This is a genomic window from Streptomyces sp. NPDC050422, assembly GCF_044458665.1.
Lineage (GTDB): Bacteria > Actinomycetota > Actinomycetes > Streptomycetales > Streptomycetaceae > Streptomyces.
Genome location: NZ_JBITIE010000011.1, coordinates 83,992 through 99,762, shown reverse-complemented (window position 1 = coordinate 99,762; position 15,771 = coordinate 83,992). Strand labels below are relative to the sequence as shown.

General features: G+C 71.2%; 12 protein-coding genes and 2 pseudogenes. 8 read left to right on the top strand and 6 right to left on the bottom strand.

Annotation, left to right across the window (positions count from 1 at the left end):
- Window positions 1-121: 121 nt before the first annotated feature.
- The gene (locus ACIBJG_RS18855) at window positions 122-1,000 is read left to right on the top strand and encodes a DUF4157 domain-containing protein (RefSeq protein WP_399308644.1); all 879 of its coding nucleotides are present in this window, start codon (window positions 122-124) and stop codon (window positions 998-1,000) included.
- Window positions 1,001-1,071: 71 nt separating this feature from the next.
- Here the strand turns inward: ACIBJG_RS18855 and ACIBJG_RS18850 are convergent, their stop codons facing one another.
- Window positions 1,072-2,424 carry a hypothetical protein gene (locus ACIBJG_RS18850; protein ID WP_399308643.1) on the bottom strand — a complete coding sequence of 451 codons (1,353 nt, stop codon included), beginning with the start codon at window positions 2,422-2,424 and terminating at the stop codon, window positions 1,072-1,074.
- A 210-nt stretch (window positions 2,425-2,634) separates the two neighbouring features.
- Here ACIBJG_RS18850 and ACIBJG_RS18845 point away from each other — a divergent pair, with 210 nt between their 5' ends.
- The 4 genes from ACIBJG_RS18845 to ACIBJG_RS18830 all read left to right on the top strand — a co-directional run bounded on the left by ACIBJG_RS18845 (window position 2,635) and on the right by ACIBJG_RS18830 (window position 8,405).
- The gene (locus tag ACIBJG_RS18845) at window positions 2,635-3,270 is read left to right on the top strand and encodes a response regulator transcription factor (RefSeq protein ID WP_399308642.1); all 636 of its coding nucleotides are present in this window, start codon (window positions 2,635-2,637) and stop codon (window positions 3,268-3,270) included.
- A gap of 257 nt (window positions 3,271-3,527) precedes the next feature.
- Window positions 3,528-5,567 (top strand): HYR domain-containing protein, encoded by a 2,040-nt coding sequence (locus tag ACIBJG_RS18840; protein WP_399308641.1) that lies wholly within the window; start codon window positions 3,528-3,530, stop codon window positions 5,565-5,567.
- 16 nt (window positions 5,568-5,583) lie between these two features.
- Window positions 5,584-6,345: a DUF4255 domain-containing protein gene (locus ACIBJG_RS18835; protein ID WP_399308640.1), complete on the top strand. Its 762-nt coding sequence runs from the start codon at window positions 5,584-5,586 to the stop codon at window positions 6,343-6,345.
- Entirely contained in the window at window positions 6,342-8,405 is a 2,064-nt protein-coding gene (locus ACIBJG_RS18830) for an ATP-binding protein (RefSeq protein ID WP_399308639.1), read from the top strand. The genes ACIBJG_RS18835 and ACIBJG_RS18830 overlap by 4 nt, the downstream gene beginning before the upstream one ends.
- Before the next feature lie 25 nt (window positions 8,406-8,430).
- Here the strand turns inward: ACIBJG_RS18830 and ACIBJG_RS18825 are convergent, their stop codons facing one another.
- Window positions 8,431-9,297 carry a helix-turn-helix transcriptional regulator gene (locus ACIBJG_RS18825; RefSeq protein WP_399308638.1) on the bottom strand — a complete coding sequence of 289 codons (867 nt, stop codon included), beginning with the start codon at window positions 9,295-9,297 and terminating at the stop codon, window positions 8,431-8,433.
- A 114-nt stretch (window positions 9,298-9,411) separates the two neighbouring features.
- On the opposite strand from ACIBJG_RS18825, the gene ACIBJG_RS18820 reads away from it, so the two are divergent.
- The 3 genes from ACIBJG_RS18820 (at window position 9,412) to ACIBJG_RS18810 (ending at window position 12,335) form a co-directional block, all read left to right on the top strand.
- On the top strand, window positions 9,412-10,110 hold the full coding sequence (locus ACIBJG_RS18820; protein WP_399308637.1) for an SDR family NAD(P)-dependent oxidoreductase: 699 nt from the start codon (window positions 9,412-9,414) through the stop codon (window positions 10,108-10,110).
- Between the two features lie 156 nt (window positions 10,111-10,266).
- On the top strand, window positions 10,267-11,061 hold the full coding sequence (locus ACIBJG_RS18815; protein ID WP_399308636.1) for an alpha/beta fold hydrolase: 795 nt from the start codon (window positions 10,267-10,269) through the stop codon (window positions 11,059-11,061).
- Window positions 11,058-12,335 (top strand): cytochrome P450, encoded by a 1,278-nt coding sequence (locus ACIBJG_RS18810; RefSeq protein WP_399308635.1) that lies wholly within the window; start codon window positions 11,058-11,060, stop codon window positions 12,333-12,335. Before ACIBJG_RS18815 ends, ACIBJG_RS18810 begins: the two co-directional genes overlap by 4 nt.
- 110 nt (window positions 12,336-12,445) lie before the next feature.
- On the opposite strand, the gene ACIBJG_RS18805 is transcribed toward ACIBJG_RS18810, so the two are convergent.
- From ACIBJG_RS18805 to ACIBJG_RS18790, 4 genes and pseudogenes are all read right to left on the bottom strand, one after another.
- The gene (locus ACIBJG_RS18805) at window positions 12,446-13,000 is read right to left on the bottom strand and encodes a M23 family metallopeptidase (RefSeq protein WP_399308634.1); all 555 of its coding nucleotides are present in this window, start codon (window positions 12,998-13,000) and stop codon (window positions 12,446-12,448) included.
- 254 nt (window positions 13,001-13,254) lie between these two features.
- A complete protein-coding gene (locus tag ACIBJG_RS18800) occupies window positions 13,255-13,719 on the bottom strand; it encodes an MFS transporter (RefSeq protein ID WP_399308870.1) in 465 nt (154 codons plus the stop codon).
- Window positions 13,720-14,068: 349 nt separating this feature from the next.
- Window positions 14,069-14,563 (bottom strand): annotated as a pseudogene (locus ACIBJG_RS18795) (MFS transporter); the annotation flags it as partial.
- Between the two features lie 740 nt (window positions 14,564-15,303).
- Window positions 15,304-15,660 (bottom strand): annotated as a pseudogene (locus ACIBJG_RS18790) (GNAT family N-acetyltransferase); the annotation flags it as partial.
- Window positions 15,661-15,771 lie beyond the last annotated feature (111 nt).

The window sequence follows — 15,771 nt, the reverse complement described above, 5'->3', positions numbered from 1 at the left end:
GCCCGTAGGGGGCGGGCTGGACGGGGCAGGGAAACCGGCGCGAAGGTGGGGGGCCGGTAGGGGCGGCCCACCGCGGTCCTGCGCGGTGCGCCCCCATGACGGTGCGGTCAGGGAGACGACGATGAACGCACAGGACCACGGCCATGAGCACGAACACGATCTTGAACGGGACCATCACACTCCGCCTCGGGAGAGCGACCACGGCCCCGAGCGGCTGCACGGGGAGCACGCGCACGGCGAGGCCTCCGTGGCACAGCGGGCGGCGGAGGCCCATGAGGCCGGAGCGGACGCCCACCACCTCTTCCGGGCGGCGGCCACCGGGCGGGCGGACGTGGTCGGAACAGCCGGCATGGGCGTACTCCAGCGGAGCGTCGGGAACGCCGCGCTCGGCCCGATGATCCAGAGGTCCAGGGCCGGTACGGCGGAGCAGGTCGAGGAGGAGCAGCGGTCGCCCGTCCACGACGTCGTCTCCTCCGGCGCGGGCGCCCCCCTGGACACCGAGACCCGCACGGATCTCGAAGGCCGCATGGGGGCCGACTTCTCCGACGTGCGCATCCACAACGACTCCTCCGCGCACGAGTCGGCCAAGGGCGTCGGCGCGCACGCCTACACCGTGGGGAACAACGTGGTCTTCCAGCGCGACGCGTACGACCCGTCGTCACCGCAGGGCCGCACGACGCTGGCCCACGAGCTGACTCATGTGATCCAGCAGCGCAGCGGACCGGTGGACGGCACGGAAGCGCCCGGTGGCATCCGGGTCAGCGACCCGTCCGACCGCTTCGAGCGGGAGGCCGTCGCGAACGCGGACCGGGTGCTGTCGGACCCGGCTCCGGCTCCGGCGGCCGCCTCGCCCTCGCCCGCCGCCGCCCCGGCCGGCTCTGTCGTGCAGCGGGCGGCCACGGAGGACGAGGACGAGCAGCCGGCCGATGTGCAGGGCTCCTTCGTCCAACGGGCTGAGGAGAAGGGCCCGGAGGAGGAGGAAGAGGCCCCGCCGGCCTGAGGTACTGTCTCGCACTGCCTCCGGTGTCCGCGCGTGCCCGGCCGGCGGCCCGGCACGCGCACCGGCCGGGGTCAGTCAGTGGGGTCGGGCCGCATCGTGCCCCCGAGGAACAGCGACTCGGAGCATCGCGAGGGTGTGCGTGCGCCGACCGGCTTGCCGACCTTCCGGCAGTCGATCGTCATGGTGACCTTGCCGCCCGCCGGGACGAGGATCGGCGTCACGAAGTGGTAGTCGGAGTCACGGAAGTTCTCCAGCCCGAGGCTCAGCACACTCGTGTTCGCGCCGGCCGAGATGACGACGGTTCCGGCGTCACCCTGCGGGTTCTGCACCACGATGTCGGTCAGCTGGAAAGTGTGGCCGGCCGGCACCTGGAGGGCGGTCGCCGTATTCGTTCCGCCGCCCACCGAGTCCCTGACCCGCACCTGCGCACTGGTCGGAGTGGCCGCCTTGTCGCCCGCTTCCGCCCCCGCACTCGCCTCCGCCTCCGCGGAGGGGCTCGGTGTCGGCTTCGAGGCGCCGGTGCCCGCGTCCGCCCCGGCGGCGTCTCCGGCTCCGGCGGTGGCGCCCGTGCCCGCCGTGTCACCCCGGTCCGGTGCCGCGCTCTTGTCGGCCGCGGCCGCGGAACGTACCGCCTCGGGCGTGACCGCCTCCCGCGCCGCCGACTTCACGGCGGGACGCAGCAGGGCGTACCAGATACCGGCCAGGGCGATCAGCAGCACGGCAGCGGTGATGAGAGCCCGGGGCAGCCAGCGCGGCAGGAGAGGCTCCTGCTGGTAGGAGCCGTCGACGAGCACCGGTGCCATCGGCTCCTCGCCCTCGGCCACCTGGGTGGCGGCGAAGACCTGGAAGGGGTGCGTCACCGGCGTACCGCGCCACATCCGCTTCGCGGGCCTGACCCGCAGCCTTCCGAACTCCGCGTGCCCGGGCGCCACCTGGAGTTCGGACACGGTGAAGTCGACGCGCGCGAGCTCGCTGCCCGGCTGGGCGCCCAGCCGGACCGTGACCGGCGTGTTGCCCCGGTTGTCGACTGCCAGCTGGTGCCGTCCGCGCAGTGAACCGTGCGAGCTGCGCGGGACCAGCTCGGCCGTCGTCTCGGTGAACGGCAGTACGGTCACCCGCCCTTCGGGTACCACCGTTCCGCTCTGCTCCCCGGTGGGCACCACCCGGACTCCGAACGGCGTCTCACCCGCCGGGACGGTCGCATCGCGCGGCGGGCGCAGCATGAGCGACACGGTCCGGGAGTCACCCGGATACAGCGACAGAACCGCCGGTTCCACCGCCGACCAGGCGGCGCACGCTCCGACCACCTCGAAGCGGTACTCCTCGACGGTCGCGCCGGAGTTGCGGACCTGGAGCGGGACAGCCGTCTCCTCGCCCGGTGCGGCGCTGACGGACGTTGCGTCGAGACTTGCCGTGAGACTCATAGGCGGACCGTAGATTCGCCACGGACGACGGACATCGGCCTCGAAGGAACACTTTCGGGCAGATCCGCTGCCCCTGACACCCTTTTAGTTTCCTTGTCGGTAAACAAGGGCATCTTCCGACCGCCTCATAACCAATGAGACGGACGAGAACGGCTGCGAGGCGTGTGCTTGTAGTGGCCTTCCAGTCGTTGCCCAAGGGGGAGCATCGGCATGGAACGCAGGGAACGCACGACGGTCGCGTTACGGGCCCAGGATCCGATCTCGCAGGCGGGCGTGGTCAGCCAGCTGAGGGCCCGCCCCGAAGTGAACGTCGTGGAATGGGGCGAGGACGAGACGGCGCCGCAGGTCGTGGTCATGGTGGTGGACACGGTGGACGAGGACGTACTGAGGATGCTGCGCCGCATTCAGCGCACCAGTGAGTCGCGTGCCGTGCTGGTCACGACGGACATCGACGAGCAGAAGCTGGTGAGCGCGGCGGAGTGCGGCGTCGTCGGGGTGATCAGGCGCGCGCAGTCGACGCCGGAACACCTGGTGCAGGTCATAGAGACGGTGGCGCGCGGCGAGGGCCATCTCCCCTCGGACCTGCTCGGCAGGCTCCTCGCGGAGGTGGGCCGGCTCCAGGGGCAGGTGCTCGGGCCGCGCGGACTGCACTTCACCGGGCTCGCGGCACGCGAGGTGGACGTGCTGAGGCTGGTGGCCGAGGGGTACGACACCGCGGACATCGCCACGAAACTGGCCTACTCCGAACGCACGATCAAGAACGTGCTGCATTCGGTGATGACCCGGCTCCAGCTGCGGAACCGGTCCCACGCGGTGGCGTACGCGATGCGGCAGGGGCTGATCTGATGACTCACCGGGTCTTCCGGCGACCGTAGGCCGCCCTTCCCTTCCCTGCCCGGACCGCGGCGGGGGCCGGGTGTGCTGTTGCTGCGCGGGGCTGCCCCAAAGGGCAGCCCCGCCTTCCCGGGGAAGTGACTCACCTCCCGCTGCGGCGGATCGGCGCCCGCGCGATCGTGTGGGCGCAGTTCTTTCGGTGGGAGGTCCGGGTGCGGGGGAGAGAATCGGTGCGGTGGATTCAGCCGGCGACACGATCACGCGGACTCATGGGCGCGCGGCGGTCGGCGGCGCTCGTTCTGCTCCTGCTGGCCGCCGGTCTCGCCCCCGCCTCGGCGGGGACGGGCGTGGCCACGGCCGTCCCTGTGCCTCCGGAGCCGTGGGTCACTCCGGCGAGCCTGCACGAGGCGCTCGACCCGGGCGGGTCGACGGGGGTGGACAAGTCGGTGCGTACACCGGCCATTCCGCCGAAGCCGGATGTCGTGCTGCTGGTGGACGGCACGAACAGCATGCCGGTACCCATCCGGAAGGTGCAGGAGAACTTTCCCGCCATCACCGAGCGGATCCTGGCGGAGCAGCCCGACACCCACTTCGCCGTCGCCACGTTCGGCGACCAGGAAGTCGACCCGGGCGCGGGCTTCGAGGTTCTGCAGGAGCTGACCGGTGACGTCGGCAAGGCTCAGGCGGGCGTCGACCTTCTGAGGGCGCACCTGGGGGGCGGCAGTCGTGGCCCCTCCGAGGACTGGATCAACGGACTGTGGCAGATAGCGGACGGGGCAGGAGGCAAGACGGCCTTCCGCGAGGGGTCCAACCCGGTCGTCGTACTGATCGGCGACGCCTCCAGTCACGCACCCAGCAACGGTCACAGCATCGACGACACGATCTTCGACCTTCAGGACAAGGGCGTCCGGGTGATCGGTATCGACCTGGACAGTCCGATCGGCGACGGACTGAACGGCAACGGGGACGCGGGCGACCCGAATTACGTCGAAGACCCGCCGACCACGCCGGGGCAAGCGACGCGCATCATCGAGGCGACCCAGGGGCGTCTGCTGGAGGGAATCCAGCCCGACACGGTCGCCCAGGCGATCATGGACGGCTTCGACAACCTCCCCACCTCCGTCGGCTACCGCCTCGACAACTGCGACCCCCACCTCACCGTCGCCCTCGACCCGCCCACACGACAGTTGACCAGCGGCGAGACCGCCCACTTCGCCGAGACCATCGACGTGTCGGACGACGCACCCCAGGGCACCACCCTCACCTGCACGGTGCAGTTCCTGCTCGGCACCCAGGTGCCGGGGACGGACACGATCGGGCCCGCCGCGGCGGCCGACCCCGACTTCCAGCAGCAGATCAGCATCGACGTCAACGACATCGACGCCCCCGTCGTCACGGTGGACGACCGCATCTCCTGGCCGGACAACGACGACGGGGCGCGCGTCAGGTACACGGCGACGGCGACGGACGCCCAGGACGGCACGCTGCCCGTGACCTGCACCCCCGCATCCGGTTCCCTGTTCCCCGTCGGAACGACCACGGTGACCTGCTCGGCCACGGACGCGGCGGGCAACACCGGCACGGACACCGCACGCTTCGAGGTACTGCCGCCCCCGCCACCGTCCGAGCCCCCGTCGCCGCCGGGCCCGGTTCCGCCCTCGGCTGAGGTCGCAGTCAACGTCGACGTCAGCCCGGACCGTACGTACGTCACCCGCCCGGCCGGCGCGCGGTTCACCGTCACCAACGCCGGCCCGGACACAGCCAGGGAAGTCGTCATCGGCGCGACCTGGCCTGCCCCGTCCTCGCCGAAGGACCGCGACCTGCAGCCCCTCACCCGCTGCACGGCCGCCAAACCGTGCACGATTCCGGCGGGCGGCCGGATCGAGGTGACGCAGAGGGCGACGTACCGGGCGGCCATCACCGGGGACGTACGCGCCACGGCGCGCGGCACGGTCCCGGACCGCAGCACGGCCAACAACCAGGACAGGGCGCGGCTGCGCGTGCTGAAGCCCTCCCTCACCGTCACCCCGCAGGTCGCCAAGCCGGGGCAGCCCGTGCTGGCGCGCGGCAAGGACTATCCGCCGGGCGAGACGGTGGACCTCACCTGGAACATCGGGATCACGGCCGACCGGTCGGGCGTCCGGGTGGGGCGCGACGGCACGTTCGAGGTACAGATGCTGGTGCTCCGCAAGGACACCCTCGGCCCGCGCATCCTGCGCGCCGGCATTCGCAGACTGCCCCGGCTCCAGAAACCGGTCCTGGTGGTCCAACGCAACCTGCAGCCACCGGACTTCAAGGGCCGGACGTGAGAGGGGCGATCCACGGATGATCCATGAGGTGGACGACGTACTGCGCTCCCTGATCCGGGCGGAGGTGCTCGAAGGCGGCCAGATCGCGGTGGTCTTCGACGCACCGACCCGGGAGTGGGCGGCCAAGGTGAACGCCCCGATGGTCAACCTCTACCTCTACGACATCCGCGAGGACATGCGGCGCCGGGAGCGCGGGCTCCACAACGAGTACGACGAGCGAGGCACCGTCGTCGCACGACGCCGCCCGCCCCGCTACTTCAAGCTGTCGTACCTGATCACCGCCTGGACGAAGCGCCCCGAGGACGAACACCGGCTGCTGTCCTCCCTGCTCGCCTGCCTGCTCGCGTACGAGGCGCTGCCCCCGGAACGACTGGGCGGCACCCTCGCCGAGATAGGGGCCGCCGTCCCCATGTCGATCGCGCTGCCACCGCCGGAGGACCGCTCGTTCGCGGACGTGTGGAGCGCGTTGGGCGGCGAGCTGAAACCCTCGCTGGACCTGGTCGTCAGCGTCCCCGTGACCGCCTCCCCGACATACACGGCGGGCCCGCCGGTGGGGGAGGAAGGGCTCCGGGCGCACTTCGGGGACGTACCGCCCCCCGCGGAACCGCAACGCGATCCGATGCCGGGACGCGGCGGCCTCCCGGTGTACGGCAGCCGCCCGGGGCGACCCGCACCCGAGACCGCACCCGGCTCCAACGAGCCCCGCCGGGGTCTCGCCCTCCGGATCACCGAGAACCGGCGCACCCAGGACGGCCGTACGGAGGACAGCACCGCATGACACCCCCGGAGCATCGGGACGACGACCCGAACCTGCGCCACCTGCTCGCCCGCGCGGTGGGCGTCGAGCAGCGCGTCCGTCACGCGGTCGAGCTCCGGCAGCGCACGGATCCGGACCCGGAGAACGAGTTCCGGGGGCTGTACCTCGCGGACGAGAACATCGCGCGGCTGCTGGATGAGGACGGGGTACGCGGCTTCCCGGAACCGATGGCGGGGGAGGGCGGCCCGGTGGAGGTTCCCGGCTCCCGCCTCACCGCGCTGGAAGCCGACTTCGGGCTCACCGCACTCGACGTCGAGATCCTGGTCATCGCGCTCGTACCGGACCTGGACGACCGCTTCGAGGCGTTCTACGGCTACCTCAACGACGACGTGACCCGCCGCCGCCCGTCCATCGGCCTGGCGCTCGGCCTCTGCGGACTGTCACCGGCCGACGCCGTCGCGCGGGGCCGGCTGGCTGCCCGCGCCCCGCTCCGTCACGCCGGCCTGCTCCTGGCCGAGGACCTCGACCGGCCGTTCCTGAGCCGAGCACTGCGCGTCCCGGACCGCGTCACCGCCCACCTCCTGGGCGACGACACAAACGACCCTCGCCTCGCCGACCTGCTGGCTCCCTGGCACGCGGTGGCGGGCGTCGGAGATCCCGCACCCCTGGCACGAGTCCTCGCCGGCGGGCTCCCGCTGGCCTACCTGGGCGAGGACCAGGGCGGCGCGGGCACGGCCCTCGCCGCATCGGCGCTCACCCTCGCGGGCCGCAGGGTCCTGGGCCTGGACCTGTCCCGCCTGGCGGAGGACCCGGCGCCGGCCGACGCCGTACGTTCCCTGGTCCGCGAAGCCCGGCTGACACACGCCGGCCTGGTCTGCGCCCCGCTGGACGCGCTGTCCCGCGAACACCCGCACCTGCTCAGGCTGCTCACGGCCACATCCGTACCGACGGTCATGGTGGGCAGGGTGCCGTGGGACGCGTCCTGGTCGACGGTCCCGCCGCTGCTCCTGCACGCCCCCAGGGTGGAGCCGTCGGCACGCGGCGCGCTGTGGAGCGACGCGTACGAGCACACGACCTCGGCCCCCCTGCCTGCCACGATCGACCCCAACCACCTCCTCGCACCCTTCCTCCTCACCCCGGAACAGGTCACCGGCGCGGCCCGCAGCGCGGCCCAGACGGCGCAGCTCGACGGCGGAACCCTCACCCCCGCCCACGTACGCCAGGGAGCCCGTGCCCAGAACGCGGCCGGTCTGGACCGCCTGGCCCGGCGCATCGAACCCGCGGTGACCTGGCACGACCTGGTCCTGCCACCCGACGCCCACGCCCAACTCCGCGAACTCACCGCTCGCGCCCGCCACCGGGACCGGGTCCTGGGGGAGTGGGGCATGCGTCCGGGAGGAGGCCGCGGCCGGGGCGTATCGGCCCTCTTCGCCGGCGACTCCGGTACGGGCAAGACGATGTCGGCGGAAGTGATCGCGGCCGACCTCGGCCTCGACCTCTACACGGTCGACCTGGCGACGGTCATCGACAAGTACGTGGGCGAGACCGAGAAGAACCTGGAACGCATCTTCACCGAGGCGGCGGGCGTGAACGGCGTCCTGCTCTTCGACGAGGCGGACGCGATCTTCGGCAAGCGCTCGGACGTGAAGGACGCGCACGACCGCTACGCGAACGTCGAGAGCGCGTACCTCCTCCAACGCATGGAGTCCTTCGACGGCCTGGCCATCCTCGCCACCAACCTCCGCGCCAACCTGGACGACGCGTTCACCCGCCGCCTGGACCTGGTCATCGACTTCCCCGTCCCGGATCCGGAACAACGCCTGCTGCTCTGGGAACGCTGCCTGGGGACGGTTCTCCCGCGCGGAACAGATCTCGATCTCCCGTTCTGCGCCGAGAACTTCGAGCTGGCGGGCGGCAACATCCGCTCGATCGCGGTGACGGCGGCGTACCTGGCGGCGGACACGGGGGGCGCGGTCACGATGACCACCCTGATCCACGCGATCCAGCGGGAGTACCAGAAGCTGGGCCGGCTGACGCTGGCTTCGGAGTTCGGGCCGTATCTGGGGCTGGTTCAGGGGTGAGGGGCGGGCGGGCTCCCGGGTCGGTTCATGTGTGCGCGGTGGCCGGTGAACCGGCGAGGGCGATGAGCCGGAGCTTGGTCTCGTCCTCGCTGCCGGGCACGGCGGTCATGATGACGATCTTGAGTTCGGAGTCGCCGTCGGTCAGGACGTCGCAGTCCACCGCGACCGGGCCCACCGACGGATGGTCGATGGTCTTGTGATCCTCACGATGCACGGCCACCTCACCGGCGGCCCACAGCTCCGCGAACCTCCTGCTGCCGGCGTTGAGATCGCGGATCAGCGCGGCCAGACGGCTGTCCCGGGGGAATCGGCCGGTGGCTCGGCGCAGGTCGGAGACGATGGCCGCATCGGTGGTGTCGCGGTCCGTCTCGGTCACCGGCCACCGTGCGAGGTGGGCGGGGCCGGGCTCCACCGGGAACCTGTCGCGGGCGAAGTTGCGCAGCCGGGGCGGCGAGGCGGAGGGGTCGCCCAGCAGAGCGGCCCACCCACGGTTCCACCACACGAGCTGCCAGTCCGCCGCGAACACGGCAACCGCCACATCCCCGAGGCGGGTAAGCACCCGCTGCACGCCGGGCGGGAGATGGTCGGAGACCTCGCCGTCCACCGGAGACGCGAGCCGGGCCAGCCGGTACAGGTGGTCCCGCTCGGCGGAGGTCAACTGCAGGGCGCGCGCCAGGGACGCCACCACCGACTCCGAAGGGGTCACGGCCCGCCCCTGTTCCAGGCGCACGACGTAGTCGACGGATACCCCGGCCAGGTCGGCCAGCTCCTCGCGCCGCAGCCCGGCGGCCCGGCGACCGTGCGACACCGGCAGTCCGGCGGCCGACGGGGGCAGCCGGTCCCGCCAGGTACGGATCATCTCGCCCAGTCCGGTTCCGGATGTCGTCGGCATGATCTCCATCCTTCCGCATCACCGGTCGCGCGTGCGGACGTGAGGGTGGTACCGGTCTTCCTACCGTCGAAGCGTCCCTGGTCCGTTTTCCCCGGCGGGCCCAGTATCGACCGCATGACGATCACTTTCATCACCGGAGCCAACAAGGGTCTCGGCCGCGAGACCGCCCGCCGTCTGATCGAGTGCGGTCACACCGTCCTCGTCGGAGCGCGTGACCGTGAGCAGGGTGAGGAGGCCGCCGCCGCGCTCGGCGGACGTTACGTTCCCATCGACGTGACCGACGACGCGTCCGCGGCCGCCGCGGCCGCGGACGTGGCCGCACACGAGGGCAGGATCGACGTCCTGATCAACAACGCCGGCGTGCACGGCCCCGCCGGCGATCCCAGCGGCCTCACCGCCGTCGACGCCCACGCCGTCCTCGACGTCAACGTCATCGGCGTCATCCGCACCACCACCGCGTTCCTGCCGCTGCTGCGGCGCTCGGACGACCCCGCGATCGTCAACGTCAGCAGCGGCATGGGTTCGCTCGCCCTCACCCACGACGCCGACCGGCCCGAGTCGCAGGTCGTCGTGCCGCTGTACGCCTCCTCCAAGGCGGCCCTGACGATGCTGACCACGCAGTACGCCAAGGGGCTCAAGGGCATCCGCGTCAACGCCGCCGACCCCGGCTACACCGCGACCGACCTCAACGGCCACAGCGGTCCGCAAACCGTCACCGAGGGCACGGACGCGATCGTCGCCCTCGCCACGGAGAAGCCCGGCGCCGGCACCGGACGATTCGTCTCCCGGCACGGCGAGATCGGCTGGTCCTGAAACCTGAAACCGCTGCACGGGTGTGGCCGTTACGACCGACTCCGCGTGTGCCCTTGCGCGGGCCGATGGTTACCGCCACCGTGGGCGGGCACGCGGACGGGCTGTTGACTGACCGACAGATCACCGCCGTACTCCGACGCTCTGACGGGAGCCAGTGTGACCGCTCTGTCCGTTCTGCCTCATGCCCTGCACGGCGACGGCCCGCACAAGGTGATCGCCGTACACGGCTGGTTCGCCGACCGGTCCGCGTACGACCCGGTGCTGCCGGACCTCGATGCCGGTTCGTTCCAGTACGCGGCGGTGGACCTGCGGGGATACGGCGAGGCGAGGGACGCGGACGGCGCATACACCACGGCTGAGGGCGCCGCGGACGTGCTCGCGCTGGCCGACCGGCTCGGCTGGGACCGGTTCTCCCTGATCGGCCACTCGATGGGCGGCTCCGTCATCCAGCGGACGCTGGCCGCGGCGCCGCAGCGGGTGCGCAGGATCATCGGCGTGTCGCCGGTCCCCGCGTCCGGCCTGCCGCTGCCGCCCGAGCAGTGGGAGCTGTTCGCCGGGGCGGCGCGGAACCCGGACAACCGCCGGGTCATCCTCGACATCACCACCGGAGGCCGGCGCCCGGCGGCCTGGCTGGATCGCATGGTGCGTCGCTCGGTCGAGTGCAGCGACGCGAAGGCGTTCCGGGCCTGGCTGGATTCTTGGGCGGGCGAGGACTTCCACGACCGGATCGAGGGCTTCTCCGTGCCGGCCCTGGCGGTGGTGGGAGCGCTGGACCCGGCCCTCTCCGCGGATCTGCAACGTTCCACGTGGATGCGGTGGTTCCCGCGCGCCGAACTGGTGGAGCTGCCCTCGTGCGGCCATTACGCGATGGACGAGGCTCCGCTCGACCTGATCCGGGTGGTGGAGGACTTCCTGCGGGCGGACGCCGAGGGCGGTGAGGCGACGGAGTGAGCGGCCCCGCCTCCCCGGTGCCCGTACCGGACGTCTTCGACCCGAGGCAGTACGGACGCGGCATCCCCCACGACCGCTACCGCCACCTGCGCGACCACCACCCCGTGGCGTGGCAGGAGGAGCCGGAGGTACTGGGCTGGCCGGCGGGCCCGGGCTTCTGGGCGGTCACCCGGTACCGGGACACCGTCCGCGTACTGAAGGACTCGTCGACGTACTCCTCGTACCTCGGCGCCACCCAGATCCGCGACCCGGACCCGGCCGACCTGCCGTTCATCCGGCGCATGATGCTGAACCAGGACCCACCGCACCACCGGCGGCTGCGCGTACTGGTCAGCCGCGCCTTCACCCCGAAGCGCGTGGACCGCTTCGAGACGGTCGTACGTGAACGGGCCCGCGACCTGCTCGCCCGTGCCGTCACCGAGGCGAGGGCGGGCGACGGCAGGTGCGACCTCGTCACCCAGGTCACCGACGACTACGCCCTGCTCAACCTCGCCGACCTCCTGGGCGTACCGGACACCGACCGTGCACTTCTCCTGCACTGGACCAGGCGCGTCATCGGCTACCAGGACCCGGACGAGGCGGGGACGCCGGTACTCGGCCCGGACGGCAGGCCGGTCAACCCGCGCTCGCCGGCGGCGCTGCGTGACATGTTCGACTACGCGCACGTCTTGGCGGCCCACAAGCGCGAACACCCCGCCGACGACGTGATGACCGCCCTGGCCACCGACCCCGACCTGACGGCGCCGGAACTGGAGATGTTCTTCTTCCTGCTGGTGGTGGCGGGCAACGACACGGTACGCAGCGCGGCCCCCGGCGGCCTGAACCTCCTGGCCGAGCACCCCGAGGCGTACGCCAGTCTGCGCAACGGCGAGGTGGAGCTCACCACCGCGGTGGACGAACTACTGCGCCGCCACCCACCGGTACTGACCTTCCGCCGCACGGCGACACAGGACACGGACCTGGCGGGCACGCGCATCCGGGCCGGCGACAAGGTGGTCGTCTTCCACGCCTCGGCCAACCACGACGAGCGCGTCTTCCCCGACCCGTTCGTCCTGAACCTCGCCCGCTCCCCGAACCCGCACGTCTCTTTCGGCGACGGCCCGCACGTCTGCCTCGGCGCGCACTTCGCGCGCTTGCAGTTGCGTGCGTTGTACGAGGAGGCGTGCCGCGTACTCCCGCCCGGCCCGCTCCGGCTCGCGGCCCCGCCACGCCGCCTGGTGTCGAACTTCATTAACGGTCTCAAGTCGCTGCCCGTGCAGATGTCCGATACATGACAACAACCGCCCTCGCGGCCGTGGTGGTGTCGGTGGACGCGAGGGCCGGCTGTTGATCCGCGTGGGCGTGTTCTTGCCGCACCACGTGATGCAGGAACAGAAGGGGCCGATCAGGCCCGGGTGTTGACGCTCACCGGCGCGGATCCGGTGTAGGGCGTCCAGCCCTGGAGCGTGGCCGGGAGGCTGACACGGGTGTTGCAGTCGATCACCTGGAAGTGCAGGTGCGGCCCGGTGGCGGCACCGGTGCTGCCCGACCAGCCGATGACCCGGCCCTGCGGGACCCAGTCACCGGTGTTGTAGATCGCCTTGTTGAGGTGTATGTACTGCGTGCACTGGCCGTTGGAGTGCCTGATGATGACCTCGATGCCGTTCCCCGTGTAGACGGACCAGTCCGACACGAGAACGGTCCCGCCCTGCGCGGCGGACACCTCGTAGTCCGCCGGGAGCCCGAAGTCCCAGGCGTATTCGTTGTACGGGCCGGTGTGCGAGTACGTCGACTCCGGCCCTTGGGTGACCGTGTAGGCCTCGCCCGCCGGGAAGGGCAGTTCGTAGTAGTAGTCGACAGCCGCGGCCGGGCTTGCTCCGAGGAGGCCCGTCCCCAGGGCGATCAGTGCGGCGCTCGCGGTGGCTGCCAGACGGTGTAGAACTCTTCTCGCGCTGACCATGATGCGTCTCCCGTTCGGGTGCTGGATGTGGATCAGATGAGAGTGTCAGTAACTAGCCTGTGTGGACAGGGAGTTGGCTGAATCAGCAAGGGTATCTATTCCACTCCACTGGGCATCGGTGCAGAATCTCGAAGTGGACGGCTGGCCCTACTTCGCTGAAGTCGTGGACCGGCATTGAAGTCGTGGACCGGACCGACGCAGCTGGATCTGATCCTTGACGGAGGAAGCGACGGGCGGCGAGCCGTCGCCTGTCCTCAGCGGTCGCTCGCCACTGAACGCGCCAGCGCCCGGGACGCGTCGGCGTCGTACGTGCTCCTCGCGCGGAGGACGACGACACAGCCGACTGCGAGTGGTGCGAGCACGACGGCGAACGCGGTTCCGAGTGACCCGGTGGCATCGGACACCACCCCGATGAGCCATGGGCCGAGAGAGCCCGCGAGGCTCATCACCATCTGCAGCACGGCGAAGCCGAGCCCCCGGCGCTGGGCGGCGACGACGTCGGCGTTGGCGGCGGTGAGATTGGCCAGCGCCACCGCGAACCCGAAATTGGCGAGGGCGAAGCAGGCGATCTGGGGCGCGAGGGAGGGGGAGGCCACAGCGCCCGCGAGCGCACACGTCCCGAGTACGAGCCCGGCGCCCCCCAGGGTGATGCGCCAGCCGGGCCGGACCCCGTGGTGGCGGTCTCCCAGCCGGCTGCCCAGGATGATGCCCGCCACGATGCCGACGAGCCCGGCCCCGCCGGGCGACGGCTGCCGCGTCGGCCTCGCCCAAGCCGAACTTGCGGTCGTAGAAGGAGGGCATCCAGTAGAAGAGTCCGCCGAGGCCGAAGAAGACGATGCTCAGTCCGGCGACGACGGAGCGCAGGGTGGGGATGGCGAGAAGTTCCCCGATCTGCTGCCTTGCCGACGATTCCGGGGCGGACGATTCCGGGGTCGACGATTCCGGAGCGGGCGGTTCCGCGGCCGACGCTCCCGGGGGCTGCGCTTCTTCCTCCGTGGGTACGCCGGGCTCCTGCTGGCACCAGACGGTGAGTCGGTCCCCGGTGCCGCGCAGGGGCTCCCGCAGGGTCAGGACCAGCAAAGCGATGGCGATGCCGGGCAGGGCGACGAGAAAGAATCCGACGCGCCAGCCCACGTACTCGGCGAGCGCACCGCCGGCGATGACTCCGACCGGGAGGCCGCCGAAGTAGGCCATGCGCTCGAACCCGAAGGCGCGCCCCCGCCCGCTGCCCGGATGGAAGTCGGCCAGCAGGCTGGAGGCGGGCGGGTTGTAGAGCTGCCCGGCCGCACCCAGCAGCACCCGGACCGCGAAGAGCGTGGCGTAGCCGGCGGCAAGACCGGTGCCCACCGTGAGCACGGCCCACACGGCGACCACGGCGGCGACGGATTTGGTGCGGTGGGCCCGGTCGGCGATCCTCCCGGCGGGCAGCAACAGGACCACTGCGGCGATCGACCCGGCCGTGGCGATCCCACCGGCGGCCGCGTCACCGAATCCGAACTCCTCCTGGATCTTGGGCAGTGCTCCGGCCAGGAGGTTGTACTCGATCCGGTCGACGGCGGCCACCAGCGCGATACACACGGCCGGCCACCACCCGAAGGGCGCGGGGTCGCCCCGCCTGACACGTACCGCCGGACGTCCGGGAAACACCGTGAACTCACGGAACTGGTCCGCTTGTTCCTTCGGGACCTTCTCCGATGCGGTCACGGTGCCGTCCTTTCGATGAGGCGGGGTGGGCGTGCGGCGCGGGCACGGGTCCGCGAGCGGGTGTCAGGGGCTGGCGGAGTATGGGCAGGGGCGGAGATCTGCGCGGCGCCAACGGTCAAGCCGCTGCAGAACGAGCTCGGAGCCGGTTCAGCGCTGCGAGGAGGCGCAGGAGAGCGAGGACGCCGCTGCCGACAGCAGGGCGGGGACCGCGCACCGCGGTCGGCGGATCACGTGGTCACCTCTCTCAAGGGGTATGGGAAACGCTGTTTCCCATACGAGAACAGAAAAGCCCGCGCCTGACAAGGGAGTGCGCGTAGGTGCTGAGGGGGCGGGTATGCCGCTCGGCGCTCTTTCCCGTCGACGCGGGGGGAAGCCGGCCGAGACGTGAGCAACGGCCGTCTAGGTGTGTGGCGTTGGCGCACTGCGGCCATCACGGCGCAAGGGTGTCAGTGCACCGTCCACGGTTGGTGCAACAGGGGGGCAGAGAGGGGAACAGCGAGCGGCCTGGCCCAACTGCCTGGTCCAACTGCCTTCCGCACCGGCGATGAAGCGTGAGCGGGGGGCGAGATGCGCTGCGACCCACGCTGTCGAAGGTGAGCTCAATCGGACAGTGCGAGCGGGGACCACATGCCGAACCACTGTTCGGCGCCGTAGGCCTCAAAGCGCTCTACCTCGATGAACCCCAGCTTTGCCGCGAGGCGCATCGAACGGATGTTGGCGGTCTGGGTGGTGAGCACCACAGGCGCGCCAGGGAGCGCGCCGGCGAACCAGCCGAGTGCAGCGACGCATGCCTCGGCGGCGTACCTACCTCCCCATGCCTCCGGCAGGAACAGGTAGCCGAGCTCGGCCATTCCGGCAGCCGGGCGCAGGTTCTCCGCTTCTCTGGTGAGCGTGATCTGGCCGATCATCGCTCCGTCAAGATCTGCGACGAATCGTCTGGGGCGCCGACTGGGTACTGTCCTTGGACACGGAAGATAGCCGAACCTGATTCCTTGACCTGCGCGGACTGGATTGATGGTTCAGGCCGTCTGGCAACGACATCTTGCCGGATCGCCTGCCGGGTGACC

Coding starts and splice junctions, on each gene's coding strand:
- ACIBJG_RS18855 (WP_399308644.1), top strand. CDS start 122: ATGAACGCACAGGACCACGGCCATGAGCACGAACACGATCTTGAACGG.
- ACIBJG_RS18850 (WP_399308643.1), bottom strand. CDS start 2,424: ATGAGTCTCACGGCAAGTCTCGACGCAACGTCCGTCAGCGCCGCACCG.
- ACIBJG_RS18845 (WP_399308642.1), top strand. CDS start 2,635: ATGGAACGCAGGGAACGCACGACGGTCGCGTTACGGGCCCAGGATCCG.
- ACIBJG_RS18840 (WP_399308641.1), top strand. CDS start 3,528: ATGGGCGCGCGGCGGTCGGCGGCGCTCGTTCTGCTCCTGCTGGCCGCC.
- ACIBJG_RS18835 (WP_399308640.1), top strand. CDS start 5,584: ATGATCCATGAGGTGGACGACGTACTGCGCTCCCTGATCCGGGCGGAG.
- ACIBJG_RS18830 (WP_399308639.1), top strand. CDS start 6,342: ATGACACCCCCGGAGCATCGGGACGACGACCCGAACCTGCGCCACCTG.
- ACIBJG_RS18825 (WP_399308638.1), bottom strand. CDS start 9,297: ATGCCGACGACATCCGGAACCGGACTGGGCGAGATGATCCGTACCTGG.
- ACIBJG_RS18820 (WP_399308637.1), top strand. CDS start 9,412: ATGACGATCACTTTCATCACCGGAGCCAACAAGGGTCTCGGCCGCGAG.
- ACIBJG_RS18805 (WP_399308634.1), bottom strand. CDS start 13,000: ATGGTCAGCGCGAGAAGAGTTCTACACCGTCTGGCAGCCACCGCGAGC.